The 14,567-nt window shown below is 59.3% G+C and carries 11 protein-coding genes and 1 pseudogene; 7 read left to right on the top strand and 5 right to left on the bottom strand.

The window, feature by feature from the left end:
* Positions 1-6: 6 nt before the first annotated feature.
* Positions 7-2,304 (bottom strand): FdhF/YdeP family oxidoreductase, encoded by a 2,298-nt coding sequence (locus IVB24_RS30915; RefSeq protein ID WP_247774204.1) that lies wholly within the window; start codon positions 2,302-2,304, stop codon positions 7-9.
* A gap of 261 nt (positions 2,305-2,565) precedes the next feature.
* Here IVB24_RS30915 and fdhD point away from each other — a divergent pair, with 261 nt between their 5' ends.
* From fdhD to IVB24_RS30895, 4 genes are all read left to right on the top strand, one after another.
* Positions 2,566-3,546 (top strand): formate dehydrogenase accessory sulfurtransferase FdhD, encoded by a 981-nt coding sequence (gene fdhD / locus IVB24_RS30910; protein ID WP_346771344.1) that lies wholly within the window; start codon positions 2,566-2,568, stop codon positions 3,544-3,546.
* Entirely contained in the window at positions 3,543-3,902 is a 360-nt protein-coding gene (locus IVB24_RS30905) for a hypothetical protein (RefSeq protein ID WP_247770241.1), read from the top strand. Before fdhD ends, IVB24_RS30905 begins: the two co-directional genes overlap by 4 nt.
* A 464-nt stretch (positions 3,903-4,366) precedes the next feature.
* The gene (locus tag IVB24_RS30900) at positions 4,367-5,149 is read left to right on the top strand and encodes a Crp/Fnr family transcriptional regulator (RefSeq protein ID WP_247770240.1); all 783 of its coding nucleotides are present in this window, start codon (positions 4,367-4,369) and stop codon (positions 5,147-5,149) included.
* A gap of 123 nt (positions 5,150-5,272) precedes the next feature.
* Positions 5,273-5,995, top strand: a complete 723-nt coding sequence (locus IVB24_RS30895) for a DUF4396 domain-containing protein (protein ID WP_247770239.1) — start codon at positions 5,273-5,275, stop codon at positions 5,993-5,995.
* 485 nt (positions 5,996-6,480) lie between these two features.
* On the opposite strand, the gene IVB24_RS30890 is transcribed toward IVB24_RS30895, so the two are convergent.
* Together IVB24_RS30890 and IVB24_RS30885 are read right to left on the bottom strand one after the other, a co-directional pair.
* The gene (locus IVB24_RS30890) at positions 6,481-6,990 is read right to left on the bottom strand and encodes a hypothetical protein (protein ID WP_247770238.1); all 510 of its coding nucleotides are present in this window, start codon (positions 6,988-6,990) and stop codon (positions 6,481-6,483) included.
* Positions 6,991-7,140: 150 nt separating this feature from the next.
* On the bottom strand, positions 7,141-7,482 hold the full coding sequence (locus IVB24_RS30885) for an AI-2E family transporter (RefSeq protein WP_247770237.1): 342 nt from the start codon (positions 7,480-7,482) through the stop codon (positions 7,141-7,143).
* Here IVB24_RS30885 and IVB24_RS30880 point away from each other — a divergent pair.
* Positions 7,481-8,634 (top strand): IS3 family transposase gene (locus IVB24_RS30880; protein WP_247768201.1). Its coding sequence is split into 2 segments (ribosomal slippage): positions 7,481-7,730 and positions 7,730-8,634, totalling 1,155 coding nucleotides; the frame shifts between segments, so codons are not numbered across the junction. The genes IVB24_RS30885 and IVB24_RS30880 overlap by 2 nt on opposite strands.
* A gap of 11 nt (positions 8,635-8,645) precedes the next feature.
* On the opposite strand, the gene IVB24_RS30875 is transcribed toward IVB24_RS30880, so the two are convergent.
* Entirely contained in the window at positions 8,646-9,446 is an 801-nt protein-coding gene (locus IVB24_RS30875) for an AI-2E family transporter (RefSeq protein WP_247770236.1), read from the bottom strand.
* Between the two features lie 229 nt (positions 9,447-9,675).
* Between IVB24_RS30875 and IVB24_RS30870 the strand changes: the two genes are divergently transcribed.
* Both IVB24_RS30870 and IVB24_RS30865 read left to right on the top strand, forming a co-directional pair.
* The gene (locus IVB24_RS30870; protein ID WP_247770235.1) at positions 9,676-10,869 is read left to right on the top strand and encodes an FAD-binding domain; all 1,194 of its coding nucleotides are present in this window, start codon (positions 9,676-9,678) and stop codon (positions 10,867-10,869) included.
* A gap of 137 nt (positions 10,870-11,006) precedes the next feature.
* A complete protein-coding gene (locus IVB24_RS30865; protein WP_247770234.1) occupies positions 11,007-12,824 on the top strand; it encodes a chloride channel protein in 1,818 nt (605 codons plus the stop codon).
* Positions 12,825-12,860: 36 nt separating this feature from the next.
* On the opposite strand, the pseudogene IVB24_RS30860 reads toward IVB24_RS30865, so the two are convergent.
* A pseudogene (locus tag IVB24_RS30860) lies at positions 12,861-14,112 on the bottom strand (sodium:proton antiporter).
* Positions 14,113-14,567: the final 455 nt, after the last annotated feature.

Below are 14,567 nucleotides of genomic sequence, written 5' to 3'. Positions count from 1 at the left end.
CCTTAATCACGGGCGGATTCGGACCGGTACCGACTTTGCGGCCGGCGTCTTTGAATGGATGTCGTGGTGCGACAGCGGGATCAGGGGATTCATTTCCGGATAGTAGGCTCCAAGGCATCCATCCGGCAGCTTGAACGGAGTTACCTTAAGTGGCCCGACCTCACGCTCGATGCCGTCTTCTGCGTCGCTGACGAGATAGACCATCTGGCCATCCTGGAGTCCGGCGCGTGCAATCTCTTCGGGGTTCATCAGCAGCACATCCCGTGTGCCCTCGATCCCCCGCAGGCGATCGCTGTAGCCGTAGATCGTGGTATTGAATTGGTCATTGCTGCGCATCGTGAGCAGCCGGAATCGGCCGGGGGCGTCCGCGAAGCCGGTGGAGCTGAGAGTCTCCGGAGAAGTGAATTCCGCCTTGCGGGTTTCCGTCTTCCAGATCCGCTCGCGCGCGGAGTTGCCGCGATAAAAGCCGCCGGGCGTGAACATCCGTTCATTGAAAGCGTGGAATTGGTCCGGGTAGGTCTCCGCGATCTCGTTGCGAATGAGATCGTAGTTGCCAACCCATTCGTCCCATTTCAGCTTCGGGTTCGTGGGCAGGGTCGCCTTGGCGAGACCTGCGACGATCGCCACCTCCGATTTCAGGTGTTCGCTTGCCGGCTTGCGCAACCCGATCGAGCCCTGGATACAGCTGAAAGTATCCTCCATGCTGACGGCCTGCTGCCCGCTTGCCTGGACGTCTTCCTCGGTTCGGCCGAGGCACGGCAATAGATAGGCGGCCTTGCCGTGCACGAGGTGACTGCGGTTGAGTTTGGTGGCAATCTGGACCGTCAACTCCAGTCCGCGCCAGGCTTCTTCCATCTTCGATCGCTCGGGAATAGCACGGACGAAATTACCGCCCAGCCCGATGAACGCCTTGACCTTGCCGGCGATAACACCTTCGCAGGTCTCGACGGTGTTCATGCCCTTGTCGCGTGGCGGCTCGAACCCGAACTGCTTGGCGTATTTGTCGAGAGGGACCAATTCAGGCTTCTCTGAGATGCCGACGGTGCGCTGGCCCTGGACGTTCGAGTGTCCACGCACGGGCGAGATGCCGGTGCCATCTCGTCCGATGTTGCCCTTCAGGAGCAGCATGTTCACCAGCATCGCCACGTTCTCGAAACCGTGCACGTGCTGGGTCAGGCCCATGCCGTAGATCCCGATCACGCGATCAGCCTCGACATAGACTTGAGCTGCGCCTTCGATGGCCGACCGGCTAAGACCGGATGCGGTCTCGATCGCGCTCCAGTCCGTTGCCCGGACCTTGGCCTCGAACGCTTCGAAGCCGTGGGTGTGCTGTTCGATGAAGGGGGCGTCGAGAACTCTCTTGCCCTGCTGTTTGGCGGCGTCGTCCGCGGCGAAGACGTGCTTGCAAATTCCCATGATGACGGCAATGTCGCCGCCGGCCTTCACCTGGTGATACTGACTGCTGATCTGAGTCGCCTTGCCGGTCAGCATCTCCGTCGGATTCTGTGGATTGACGAAAGTTTCGAGGCCTTTCTCGCGGACTGGATTGAAGGTGATGATCTGGACGCCGCGCCTGGCTGCGTCCTGCAACGGATGCAAAAACCGCGGACTGTTCGACCCGGTATTCTGACCAAAAAAGAACATCGCGTCACAGTTGCTGAGATCGTCGAAGACCACAGTGCCTACGCCCGCGCCGATCAGCTTCTTGAGTGCGACGGACGTCGTCTCGTGGCACATGTTGGAACTGTCAGGCAGATTGTTGTTGCCGTAGACCCGCGCGAACAGCGCGTACAGGTACGATGTCTCGAGGCTCGCCCGCCCGGACGAATAGAAAATTACGGATTTCGGATCGAGTGCCGTCAGCTGCACGCCGATCGCTTGAAATGCTTCGTCCCAGCTGCATGGCACATAACGGTCAGTAGCACCGTCATAGCGCAGTGGTTCGGTCAGGCGGCCCTGTTGTTCGAGATCGTAGTCGCTCCATGAGCGCAGCTCAGTCAGTGTATGCTTGGCGAAGAAATCCGGCTTGCACCGACGCGTGGTCAGCTCCCAAAGAGTAGCCTTGGCGCCATTCTCGCAGAACTCGAAGGCGTGATAATCGGCCGGCTTGGCCCACGAGCAGGAAACGCACATAAAGCCTTTCGGCTTGTTCTGACGACGGAGCGTATTCAAGGCCCCCGGCGAGTCCCACTCCTTGCCGAAGATTCGGGCTATTCCTTTGAGCGACCCCCATCCGCCAGCTGGACCGTCGTATTCCACCGTCTTCTCGGGGGTCTCGTCACCAGCTTCGCGTGCTCGCGTCATGATCTTACTTCTCTTCGGGAACCGGCCAGCCTGTGCCTCGGCAACGTATGTTGGCGAGGCGGGTTCCTCGGTCCGAGCTTTTGAAATCGGAGGAAGCATAGCGACCGTCGAGCGAAAAACGCAAAGTGCTCAATACTCTGGAGCGGAAGCGAGCCTCTGCGTCTCCGCGGGCACGATAATTTGCGCGCTGCCGTACAAAGAAATCTCAAGCTGGAACTCGGCCCTCCGGAAGAGGTTGGCAGACGCCAATGGGAGTTGGACATGGATGATCGCTGTACGCTCGACAAACCGGAGTTGGTGTGGCGAGGGAGCCGCCCAATCCCATCCTCCCGCAGGGTCGCAGAGGAGCGGCCGATTGCACTCACATACAACGGCTCGACTTACGCTGTGATGATGGCCTCGCCCGCCGACCTCTTGGATTTTGGCGTAGGATTTAGCTTGAGCGAGGGCATTGTCGAGCGGTACGAGGGCATCATCAGCATCGAAATCGTCGAGCTCGAGCTCGGTTGCGAAGTGCGGATCTGGCTCGACAACTCCGATGGTGATCTCCTTGCAAGCAGGCGGAGGGCGATGGTCGGGCCGGTCGGCTGCGGCCTGTGCGGAATCGAAAGCCTAGAGCACGCTTGCCCGCGGCTGCCGCGCATCGTCAGCCGGAGCGGGTTTCGCCCCTTCGACATCTTGACGGCGATGCGCTCGCTACGGCCGCTCCAGCATCACAACCAGGCGACAGGGGCGATGCACGCTGCGGCGTTCTGGGATGGCAATACCATTCGCTTGCTAAAAGAAGATGTCGGTCGCCACAACGCGCTGGACAAGCTCGCGGGCGCGGTTGCCAGAGCCGGCCTGGAGACGTCTTCGGGAGCTGTCCTTATCACCAGTCGGGTATCCGTCGAGCTGGTGCAAAAGACAGCAAGAATGGGCGTGCCGCTCCTCGTCGCCGTCTCGGCCCCGACTTCGCTGGCGATCGAGGTCGCTGAAGGAGCTGGGGTCACGCTCGTCGCGGTCGCGCGTGACGATGGTTACGAGATATTCAGCCACGCCAGCCGATTGGCGTTGGGAGAGGGAGAGTCCGCGCCCGAATTGCTTTCCGGCGGAATTGGCCGCAAGTGGCAGAAGCTCGTCCGCCGCTTCGTTCGGTCTCGTACCGACTTCGCGCGACCGCAACTGTCTCTGGCGGAACGTCTGGGGCTGGCCAGCGCTGTCACGATATTGATCCGTCAAAACCGTAGGAGACAGCGATGAAGACCAAACTTCTGGCAGCCTTCTTGTTCGCAGCCGCGGCTTCCAGTCCGGTACTCGCGCAAAGTGGCGCCAATTCCACGGCACCCTCGCAAGCAGCCACCAGCTCGGGCCAGAACACGGCGGTGCAGAAAATCCAGGATGATCTGAAGAAGGCAGGTTTCACCGACATCAAGATCGTTGCCGAATCCTTCGTCGTCCAGGCCAAGACGAAGGACGGCGATCCGATGGTGATGACGATCGGTCCACATGGCATGTCCGTGTTCGAAGCCATGAACACGACCACGACCGGCTCCGCAGCCAAGTCTCAGAGCACGACCGGGGCCGGCTCTTCGAACAACAACGCGGCGTCGAAGTAGTCCTCCACCTTCGGCGAACATCGCCGCTCGTCCAGAGAAGGGCCCGCGATGTTCGTCTGCTGGCGCGGGATGGTGAGTGAATGAAGCCGTTGGAGAGGTTGGCGCGGTTGGATTGTGAAGTTCGATGTTGAGACGCAGTCGCCTGAGGCTGTTAAGCGCTCGCTCTTGCGGGCTGAAGCGGAGAGAATCTTCGAGCGCCTGTTGCATGGGCGAAATAAAGGGGGCTTTTAGCTGAGGAATTCAACGTTCGTGATCTACGCCTTGCTCGCAACTTCCCCCAACCATTGAGCCATTTGGCTTTGGTACGCGCCGCCCTTCGCTTCGGCGGGAGCGCCTCAAACGGGGGCGAAGCACACGGAAAATAGTTGCATGCACGAAAAGGGAACCGCTGCCGACCGGAACGCGTACTCTCTCAGGACTGGCGGATGCCTTCTAATCGGTCTCCGGACTAGGGGAGCAGTGCAATGCAGGATGGCCAGGCGACAAGCCCGGATTTGGGCCCCATTGAGCTTAAAGGCACCATTAGGCCCCTGGGTTCACGTAACAAGCTGTTGCGTTGCATTCCAGAGGCCGAATTGGCAGTGCTTCAGTCGATGGGGACGGATGTCGAGCTCAAGCCGCGTCAGGTCCTCCACCATTGGCGCTTGCCGATGGAATACGTCTACTTTCTTGGCAGCGGCCTCGTATCCGTCTCAGCCAAGGTCGAGGCTGGGCGCTTCGTGGAGGCTTGGCTGGTCGGCTCGGAAGGAATGATCGGGGCGCCTTGCGTATTGGCGCCAGAGGATCCGATGCCGCCGCACCGGCGAGTCGTTCAGGTGGGCGGAACGGCACTGCGAATTCCGGCGCGGGCCTTTCTCGCCGCGCTCGACGATCTTGGGGTGCTCCGCGGAGTGATCCTCTCTTACATCAATCTTGTCCTGTTTCAGACGTCACAGGCGGGAGCCTGCAATTCGCTCCATTCCGTCAAGCAGCGACTTGCCCGGTGGCTTCTCGTTGCGGCGAACGCGATGGGGTCCAGCGAGCTGCCGATCACACATGCCGTCTTGGCTCAATTGCTCGGGATTCGTCGAGCAAGCGTCAGCGAGTGTCTCGAAGCCCTCGAACAGGCCGGCATCATCCGCAACAGCCGGGCTGCGATAACTCTGGCTGACCGGGTTCAGCTGGAGCACTCGGCTTGTTCGTGCTCTGGATTGATACAGCGCGAGTATGATCGGCAGATCGGCCGCCGCCTGCCGGGTGAGAATTGAACCTCGAAAACGACTTGTGCAGAGAGCTCGCCCGATAAAGCTCTTGATCCTGGCCAACTCCACGACTCGAATTGAACGAAAGCGATCTTCAGAACGTTTTCGTCTCCGAGCAACGGAGGAGCCATGATTCCAGTTTGGCTTAGAGATGTGGCGCTGGCTAGTCTGGCCGTCGGACTTGTCTGCGCGGTTGTAATCGCGATCGACCTGATCCGCCATTCACAGCGCATGTGGATCATGAACATCGTCTGGCCAGTCAACGCTCTGTTCGGCACCGTACTGACCTTGTGGATGTACTACCAGTTCGGGCGGCTTGCAGCACGTGTTTCGACTGACACAAATGAGCACTCCGATAGTAAGAAGGGCACTCCGTTCCCTGTCATGGTGGCAAAAGGTGCCATGCACTGCGGAGCCGGATGTACCCTCGGGGACATCATCGCTGAAAGCCTTGCGCTTGCGTTCCCGGTGATTGCGATCTGGGCCGGATGGAAAAGCGTTTTTTCCGAGAAGATGTTCGCGATCTGGGTTGTGGATTACCTGTTCGCGTTCGTGCTCGGCGTCGCATTTCAGTACTTCACGATCAAACCGATGCGCGACTTGTCACCGGGCGCAGGAATCGTCCAGGCTGTGAAGGCAGACACTCTCTCCCTGACTGCTTGGCAGATCGGTATGTACGGCTTTATGGCAATCGCCCAGTTCGCGATCTTCAGGAATCTATTCGGGGTGAGGCTCGAGCCGTCGATGCCGGAGTTTTGGTTCATGATGCAGATTGCGATGATCGCGGGATTTTTCACGAGCTACCCGGTGAATTGGTGGCTTGTAGAGGCAGGCGTCAAAGAACGCATGTAGGGCAAGCTCCGATCGGTTGAGGGTGTTGCTTTGACGACCCCGAACACAATTAGCAACTCTTTCCGCTCGCGACCCTTTGACCAAACGGGGCGCCCGCGCTCAACAGGGAGAAGTATCATGGCGGCGCATGCAGGTGAGACAGCCCAAGAGACTGGAGACTTCAGGTGTGAGCGATGTCATCAGGCCACTCACGTCACAAAAGGACACAAGATTCCGAAATGCCCGCATTGTGGAAGCACGAGCTTTGATACTCGGCGGAACGAGCCGTAGGTACGCACGTCAGTCGGAAGCAGGACGTCAACACAGCCAATCTTGCACCGTGATTGCCCTCTCGAAGTCTTTCGAATGGCTGACGGACATCCTGTTCTGCGATCGGTGGTTCTGTCCCGACGTCGACAGCAGCCTCTCCAACGAAATGTTCGTCGTCGCCCGGCGCGCTTCTCCACTGACTGAATGCGGCCGGGCACTTTGCTACAGGCGCAGCGTCACCACCGATGGTGCGCACGGATCACGCCGTGATGGTGGTGCCGATAGTGCCGCGGCGCCCAGCCGTAGCTATGACGCCAGGGGTGCGCGCGCCGGACCGTATATCCCCACGGCCTCGGCGCGGACCAGCCGTAGCTATAGCGCAAGGGGGGCGGGCCCCAGGCGTATGGTCGCGGCCTCCAACCATAGCCACCCCAGTAAGGTGTATAGGCGTAAGCCGGATAGTACCCACGGTAGCCGTAGGGGTATCTGTAACCATAGTATGGCGGATATTCCTCATAGTACGGGGTCGCAATGGCGGAGCCGATCAAGGCTCCTGCCAGCAGGCCGGCGCCGATCCCCCAGCCGCCACGCCAGCGAATCTGGGTGAGATTATCCTGCACTGCCGACGTGTGCTGCGTCGGGCTCGCGGCAGCCGAGAGCGCGGTCAAAGGTGCAGCTTGCGTACTGCCGACGGGAGAAATCGCGATGAGGCCGGTGAGAGAAAGGGCAAGTGTAAGTCTCCGCATCTGTGGCTCCTCTAGCTTCAGAATGCGGTCTCAACTTGAGCCTGCTATGTTGGTTTCTCGCCTCAAGAGTTCGGGACACTTTGTCGCGCCGAGTGCCCGGCCGGAGTCGCGAGTGTACGACACCGTACAAACTACACAGCCTCCGCTCTTTTAGTGGTGTTCTTCAACGAGGGAAGCCGGTCTACTCTCGCGCTCCAGGAACGCTTCAACATAGATCATGCGGACGGCAACGAGCAGGACAGCGATCAAAGGCGTGGCAACGATCAATCCGATCAAACCGAAGAGAGTGCCGAGAACGGTTTGGGAAAGTATCGTAAGTGCGGGCGGCAGCGAGACGGTTCGCTTCTGAATCCATGGTGCGATGACATTTCCCTCCAACAGCTGGATCGTCAAGAACAAGAGAGCGACCCAAGCGGCAAGGACAGGAGACTGAGCTGCTGCCGGTTTGATGGACACCGAGATTGGGTGTTTCATGAAGCCGGAGGTGGTCATGCAGAGACGGAAGTTCAGTCGAGAGTTCAAGGTCGAGGCGGTCAAGCTTGTCAGGGAACGAGGGGTGTCGGTGGCGCAAGCCGGCCGCGACCTGGGGGTTCATGAGAACGTGCTGCGCAAATGGGTGAAGGAGTTCGGCTCCGATCCCGTTCAGGCCTTCCCCGGCCACGGGCAAATGAAGCCTGAGCAATTGGAGATCGAGCGGCTGCGGCGCGAGGTCACCAAGCTGAAGGCGGAGCGGGACATCCTAAAAAAGGCCGCTGCCTACTTCGCGAAGGAAGCGACATGAAGTTCGGCTTCATCGCGAAGCACCGGACCATCTGGCCGGTGGCATGGCTATGCGAAGCAATGGGCGTATCGCGGTCGGGCTTCCATGCCTGGCTGAACCGATCGCCCAGCGCCAGATCCCGAAGCGACGAGACGGTAGGCCAGAGGGTCAAGGCGAGCTTCGTTGCCAGCGACCGGACCTATGGCGCACGGCGCGTCTGGAGAGACCTTCTGGCAGACGGCGTCGACTGCGGCCTGCATCGAATCGAGCGGCTGATGCGCCTGCAGGCCTTGCGGGCGAGACCAAGGCGCCGGCGCCTGCCGAAGGACGAAGGCGACCGGCAGATAGCGAACGTGCCGGCGAACCTTCTGGATCGTCAGTTTGTGGCTGAGCGGCCGAACCAGAAGTGGATCGCCGACTTCACCTACATCTGGACCGCCGAGGGCTGGCTCTACGTGTCGGCCGTGATCGACCTGTTCTCGCGCCGTGTGGTCGGCTGGTCGATGAGCTCTAGTATGACAGCGCAATTGGTTGCCGATGCCCTGTTGATGGCAGTCTGGCGCCGCGGCAACCCGGATGCTTTGATGCATCATTCCGATCGCGGCAGCCAATACGTCAGCGAACAGTTCCAGCGCCTGATGGCCGACAGCGGGATCGTTTGCAGCATGAGCCGATCCGGCAATGTGTGGGACAACGCGGCGATGGAGAGCTTCTTCTCGTCGTTGAAGACCGAGCGCACCGAGCGCAAGACCTATCGCACCAGGAACGAGGCAAGAGCAGATGTGTTCGACTACATCGAGCGGTTCTATAACGCCGTCCGGCGTCATTCGACCATCGGCTATCTCAGCCCCGTTGAGTTCGAGCGTAAGGTGGGATTAGCTTAACCTGGTGTCCATCAAACCGGCAGCAGCTCAGACTGTGCCAGAGCGACAAGGATCGCCGGCACTGCGCCTGCAAGTGCCCCGATGTATGGTACGAAGTTCAGAAGGGCCGCCAGTAGGGCCAGTGATAGTGGCAAAGGCGAGCCAATGAGGAGAAGGCCCAATCCGAGCAGCACGCCCACGATCAGCATGTCGACGAGTTGGCCGAGAAACCAGAGCCTAAGCGTAGCACCAAGCTCTCCGGCGACGTGGCGGCCGCGTGGTCGCCAAGCCATTGGAAGCAAACGAAGAGAGCCTTCAAGATAGAGTTGGGGCGAGGCAGCGAGAAATACGGCTGTCGCCGCCGTAACGACGAGAGTGCCACCTATGCCGAGAACGGAGCCAACGACGCCTGTGACGTAGCCGGTCAGGCCAGTGCGCAGAGACTTTCCGGCGATCTGCAACTGTTGAGCTAAGATCGAGCCCCACGAGCTGTTTTGCAGTTCGTCCCATATCCGCGAAAGTTGGGTTCTCAGTTGCCGGCTGATTTCGTCGGCTTGATTGAAAATGGCGCTGCCCCTCCACCACAGCAGCGCACCGAGTGCGAGGCCTGTCACGAGAATGACGGAAATCAAAGCCGTGTATGGCCCGAGGCGCGTTACGCGACGGACCGCGTCGCTGGCGCCCCGCAAGACGCAAGCGATGACCACGGCGCTGAACAAGAGCAACAGTATGTCGCGAAGCAGCCAGACCGAAAGAGCGAAGAATAGAGCGATTGCGCTTACACGAAGGGTGCGCTCGATATGCCGGACATGAACAGTCAACTTGTTTTCCAAGTCGTATCCTTTGTCGGAGCAGTCCAGTCTCCGAAGCTCGAGATTGAAGTTGCGCAGGCGAGAGTGCTCGGAACATCATCGCGGCGATCCCGTCGCGATGAATGTAATACTCTGTCGCGGCCTCAAATGTTCTTGTACGCAAGCGAATAATTCTCGTCTCAAGACCACCGAAGCACCAGAGCGAGCTCGGGGATCGTGTGCCGATCGTCGTTCGTTTTGAGGAGATGGCATGAACAGCGTTCTAATCTCCGGGGTTGGAATTGCCGGGCCCACGCTTGCCTATTGGCTGAAAGCAGCCGGCTTTCAACCGACGCTCGTCGAGCGCGCCTCCACGCTGCGGAGCGGAGGCTATGTCATCGACTTCTGGGGGCTGGGCTACACCATCGCCGAACGGATGGGATTAATCCCGGCGATCAACCGTGACGGCTACCACGCTCAGGAGTTTCGGATCGTAGATGAAGCTGGTCATCGGCTGGCCGGCTTCGGTATCGACGTTTTCGCCGAGTTGACGAATGGAAAATACGTTACTCTTCAGCGCAGTGACCTCTCGCGCATGCTGTTCGAACGGATCAGCGGCTGCGTTGAAGCCATTTTCGGAGACGAGATCATTCTCGTCGATGAGAAACCGGATGGCGTCGAAGTCCAACTGAAGCACGGCGGCAGGCGCAGGTTTGACCTTCTCATTGGGGCAGACGGCCTGCATTCGGCCGTTCGGAAGTTGGCTTTTGGACCGCCGACGCGGTTCGAGCGACATCTGGGGTATATCGTGGCCGCGTTCGAAGCTCCGGGCTATCGGCCGCGTGAGGAGGATGTGTATCTGATCTACGGTCAACCGGGCCGCATGGTAGGCCGCTTTACGCTGCATGATGATCGTACATTGTTTCTCTTGGTATTTGCTGAGCATCACTCAGTTTTGCCGGAAACGCCGGCCTCGCAAAAAGCGCTCCTTCGTGAAATCTATGGGGGAGATGGCTGGGAGTGCGATCAGATGCTCGCCGAACTGGAGCGCGCCGGCGAACTCTACTTCGACACCGTCAGTCAGATCAGGATGCCCCACTGGTCACGAGGTCGGATAGCACTCATTGGCGATGCCGCCTTCTGCGTCTCGCTTCTGGCGGGTCAGGGGTCGGCGCTGGCGATGATTTCAGCCTATGTGTTGGCCGGCGAACTCGCCCTGGCCGGTGGACGACATTCCGAGGCGTTTGCCAGATACGAAGCGCGGTTGAAGAGTTATATAGGCCGGAAACAGCTGGGTGCCGAGCGCTTTGCTGGGGCGCTGGCGCCGAGAACGCGTTTGGGGATGCTCTTCCGCAACCTCGTGGTCAGAAGTTTCTCGATACCAGGCGTGGCGAGGCTCGCAATTGGGCGAGACATCGCCGACGAACTGGAACTTCCTGACTACGTTTGGCTCCGGGTGCCATGAAGTAACGCCCACCAGAAGAGAGGTGCGATCGTGGGGATGTGGACGCTCGATTGACGCCGTTGTCCCCCAACCTGTCGCAGGAACCACTTTTCGGAACCGGGAGTTCGTATCCTCGTATCGTACGCCCGGGTGACCAAATGGCCTCAGTCCTGTCTTACGGCACAAGAAAAGCCCTGATCGGCAGCAGCGTTAAGGGGTTTGCTGAAGAGCGGAAGGTCAGCCTTCTCGTGCTTTGCGCGCTCGCGTTGACGATCGGTGTCCTGACCGGGTTTGGAGCCGTCGCCTTTCGCGTTCTGATCGCCCTGGTGCACAATTTGTTTTACAGGGGGACGCTGAGTGTCGCTTATGACGCGAACATCAGCGAGGGTCCCAGCCCTTTCGGAGACTTTATTCTACTCGCACCTGTGATCGGCGGCCTCCTCGTCGTCTTCCTCGTCCGGCGGTTCGCTCCTGAGGCCAAGGGTCATGGCGTACCTGAAGTCATGGATTCGATATTTTACAAGCGCGGCAGAATTCGCGGCGCGGTAGCCTTGGTAAAGGCGCTGGCATCCGCAGTATCGATCGGGAGCGGCGCCGCCGTCGGGCGGGAGGGGCCTATCATTCAGATTGGCTCAGCCCTGGGCTCAGCCTTTGCCCAATTCATCGGGCTTTCGACCCGGCAGAGGATCACGCTGCTGTCCGCGGGCGCCGGCGCTGGCATTGCCGCAACCTTCAATACTCCGCTGGGCGGCGTGCTGTTTGCTCTGGAAATTCTTCTGCCGGAAGTTTCAAATCGGACATTCCTTCCAGTCGTCGTTGCCACGGGCGCCGCGACGACGATCGGGCGCATCCTGATCGGTCCGGATCCGGCTTTTTCGGTTCCGGATATGCAGTTCAGCATGGTTGCATCCTTCAATCCGCAGGAAGCTGTCGCATTCGTCCTGCTCGGCCTCCTGTCTGGAGTGGCAGCTTGGGCATTCATCCGTCTGCTCGTCTTTATGGAAGATGGCTTTCCGAAGCTGACAGGTAACGAGTATGTTCAGAACATCATTGGCATGTCGTCAATCGGTCTAATGATGGTGATGCTCACGCATGCCTTTGGTCACTCCTACGTCGACGGAGTGGGCTACTCTGTCGTTCAGGAGATACTTGACCACAAAATGACAGCGGCGGGGTTACTGGCGCTGCTGTTCGTGCTGAAGCTGTTGGCAACGACGGTCAGCCTCGGCTGCGGGGCGTCGGGCGGGGTCTTCTCGCCATCGCTTTACCTCGGCGCCACCCTGGGGGCCGCCTTCGCCACCGCAACCAATTCTATCCTGCCTCATTCAGGGCTAACGCCATCCTCGGCCGCGATCGTTGGAATGGCGGCCATCGTTGGGGCAGGTACGGGCGGCGTCATGACGGCGATCGTGATGGTGTTCGAAATGACGCGCGATTACGCAATCATCGTTCCAGTTATCGTTGCGGTAGCGTTGGCTGCAGGCGTGAGGCGTGCACTCGTCAACGAAACGATTTACACGGTCAAGCTGCGCCACCGCGGGCACCGCATTCCAAAGGAACGGCATATCAACCTCTATCTGGTGAAGCAGGCCCAGGACATCATGGAAAGGCGCTTTATCGTCGCCGGGGTAGGTACGACACTAAAACAGGCTATGGCTGCGGAAGATATCAATGATGCACTTCCTATCGTAGTTGAGCGCGAAGGCCGAATTGTTGGGCTGATCCCACCACGTTCCGGCTTATGGGCGGAGTCGCAATCCAACCCAGTTGTCGCGGTCGAGCAATTCGTCGAGCGGCGGATGGTGATTTGCCGCGACCAGGATCTTTTGAGCTTGGTGTTTGCCAGGTTGAAGCGCCATCGTGCCGGCGCGGCAATCGTTATCCGTTCTGCCTCACGCCCGCGCGTGAACGATATCGTCGGCGTCCTCACCAAACGCGTCATCGCAGATGCCGTCATCGACAGCTATGAGGATTGACCGAGCGGAGCCAGATCCCCCTCGAGGAGAGCTAATCTATTGACCCACAGTACGTCTTGCAACCCAGCCCAGAGTCGAGCTTTGGATGATGATGCTAAACAGGACGACCGCATAGGTTGAGGCGAGTATGGCGGCCTTGGCCGGGCTATCTGGCAGCGACAAGGCTAGCGCAACTGAAATGCCGCCACGCACGCCTGCCCAGGTCAGGAAAGGTGCGTTGCGCAACGAGAGCAGCCGTGTCCACCCGAACAGAAACGGCTGCACTCCAACCGAGGCAAACCGCGCGAACAGGACGACTGGCACAGTTGCCGCGGCCAGAACGAGACTGCGAAGTTCAAATCGCAGTATCAAGGTCTCGAGCCCGATAAGCAAAAAAAGGACGGAGTTAAGAATTTCGTCGATAAGAGTCCAGAGCGCGAACAGATACCCCTGTGTCCGCTCACTCATCGCATATCGCGGTCCCCGGTCGCCGATGAGAAGACCTGCGGCGACCATGGAAAGCGGCCCGCTAACGTGCAAATGAAGCGCGAGCGCATAGGTCGCAGTGACGAGCGCAAGGGAGATCAGCACCTCGATTGCATAATCGTCAATGAGCCGCATCGCGCGATACGCGATGTAGCCGCTCAACAAGCCTAGCACGATCCCGCCACCAGCTTCACGAACCAGTAACTGCGCGACATCGGCAACCGAGACATGCGTACCATCGTCCGAGCTCGCGAAACGAAGCAGAATCGTGAACAGGACAATCCCGACGCCGTCGTTGAACAACGCTTCGCCCTCGGCCTCGATCTGTAGCTCCTTCGGCACATTCGTGTTGCGAAGTGTGGTGAGAACGGCCACCGGATCCGTCGGGCTTATCAATGCTCCGAAGACGAACGCCCAGGCGAGCGGCACAGGTAAGGTCATAAGGCCGCAGATCAGCCAAAAGATTAGACCGACGAGCGCCGTTGAGATCAGCGTGCCGAACACGGCCAGAAGAAGCACGGGAAATGCGCGGCTCCTGAGTGTCTCCAGATCCACGTGCAGGGCGCCAGCGAACAGAAGAAATGCAAGCATCCCGTTCACAACGACTTCGTCAAAAATCGATCTGCCGGAGCCCACTGGCAAGCTGGTCGAGCAGTTGAATGTTGGGAACTGCCGCATCCAAGCCGATCAGGAGCAATGACGTCAGGACGCTCATCACGAGAAGTCCTACGCTGCGGGACAGTGGCAGGAATTTGTGATTGAGCCAGCCGAAGACGGCAGACAATGTAAGCAGAACGGCAGCAATATCCATCAGCGAAAGCACGGCAGGCTCCCTTGTGTCCTGGCGAGAGTGCCTGTTCACTCCCTCCCGTTAAGGCCGCTGTCGCTCTACTCCAATGAGGGCAGTGCGTTCGAGATGGCGACTTTCGAGACGTGAATAATCAAAAGCGACTCCGGCAGTTCCTGAGGGACATGTAAGCGGATTGGGATGCGTATGCGGGCGGAATTGCGGGTAGTCGTGCTGCACGGCGCACATGGCGCGCCGGATACAAAGTGGTTTCCATAGCTCCATGCAGAGCTTGAGGGCCATGGTGTCGAGGTGGCGCGGCCTCGCTTCACCGCCGGCCACACCGCGTTCCAGATGCTTCGGCGTTCAGAGCGCTTCGCAGATATCAGGCAGTGCAATCATTATGATCATGCGACGAATGCCTACCTTTGGTTGTAAATCCCAGTGGGGCGACTAGTAAGTCATTGATTGTTCTCAACCCGGGGCTGACT

It is taken from the genome of Bradyrhizobium sp. 192 (assembly GCF_023100965.1).
GTDB classification, from domain to species: Bacteria; Pseudomonadota; Alphaproteobacteria; order Rhizobiales; family Xanthobacteraceae; genus Bradyrhizobium; species Bradyrhizobium symbiodeficiens.
Note: the sequence above shows the minus strand (reverse complement) of the source record. Positions and strands in the feature narration are given on the sequence as shown.